2 protein-coding genes are annotated in these 1,198 nt (G+C 73.9%); both read left to right on the forward strand.

Annotated elements, in window-relative coordinates; genetic code table 11:
- Positions 1–341 precede the first annotated feature (341 nt).
- Entirely contained in the window at positions 342–812 is a 471-nt protein-coding gene (locus ADL22_RS14195) for a Dps family protein (protein ID WP_066978149.1), read from the forward strand.
- A gap of 127 nt (positions 813–939) precedes the next feature.
- Positions 940–1,198, forward strand: a 259-nt coding sequence (locus tag ADL22_RS14200) for a hypothetical protein (RefSeq protein WP_066978153.1), incomplete at its 3' end; no start/stop codon positions are given.

Raw genomic sequence — 1,198 nt, forward strand, 5'->3', positions numbered from 1 at the left:
CCCCGCCGATCAAACGATCGACGGGGCGAAGTAGACAGGCCCCGGATTAACCAACAGCATCGGTGTAGCCCTGCCGGGGCTTTGGTGTGTTCGGGGGTGGGTGGGTGGCCTGGCCGGTGGGGGGCGTGGCTGGGTGGGCCGCGGGTACGCGTGCGGGTGTTCCCCTGGTGGGTCGGCCGGCGGCCGGTGGCCGGCGCCCGGCGGTCGGCGGTTGCGCGGCGTCCGGGTGGGGCCCGGGTGGACCGACCCGGACGCTCGGAGCGGAGCCCCGGCCCGTACCATGGGGCTAAATCGGAATATTCGCCCGAATATCCGCTATGCGCCTGAAAAGGAGTATCTGGATGTCTGTGGTCACCAGCACGCTCTCCGATGAAGCCCGTACCGTCGTCGGCAACGCCCTCCAGGGCGCCCTGGTCGATCTGGTCGACCTCTCCCTGCTCGCCAAGCAGGTGCACTGGAACGTCGTCGGTCCGCGCTTCCGCTCCGTCCACCTCCAGCTCGACGAGGTGGTCGCCAGCGCCCGGCAGCACGCCGACACGGTGGCCGAACGGGCCTCGGCGATCGGTGTCACCCCGGACGGCCGGGCCGCGACGGTCGCCAAGACCAGCGGTATCGGCGAGGGCCCGGAAGGGTGGGTCCAGGACGCCGATGTGGTCCGCACGATGGTGGACGCGCTGGGCGCGGTGATCGGCCGGATGCGGGAGCGGATCAGCGCCACCGACCAGCCCGACCCGGTCACCCAGGACCTCCTCATCGGGCTCACCGCGGACCTGGAGAAGCACCACTGGATGTTCCAGGCCGAGTCCCGCTGACCGGCCGCTGAACGGGGCCGCCGCCCGGTGCTGCCGGGCGGCGGGCCGGTTTTTCGGGGTCTGTCGGTGCGCTCCGCGGCTTGGTCGGCCGCTTGGCAGGCCCCGGCGTCGGTCCGAGGAGGCAGGCATGGCGAGGGGTGCGAGGCCCGTGCCGGGGCGGTGGATACCCGTGGTGCTCGCGGGGGCGCTGTGGTGGTGGGCGGTCGGCCGGCTGGTGCTGTGGCCGGGGTCGGCGGGGCCGGTCGAGGGGGTCGTGGCGGCGGGCGGGTGGGGGATCGGCCTGCTGCCGGTGCACTGCGTGCCGTGGACGGGGCGGGGCGGACCCGGTGGCGAGGGGCGCGGTGGGGTGGACGCCCTGGTGCCGGCGGTGGTCGTACGGGCCTGGC

The organism is Streptomyces sp. NRRL F-4489 (assembly GCF_001509485.1).
Classification (GTDB): domain Bacteria; phylum Actinomycetota; class Actinomycetes; order Streptomycetales; family Streptomycetaceae; genus Streptomyces.

Bases quoted from the DNA above. Each gene is read 5' to 3' on its own strand.
- ADL22_RS14195 (WP_066978149.1), top strand. From the start codon at position 342: ATGTCTGTGGTCACCAGCACGCTCTCCGATGAAGCCCGTACCGTCGTC.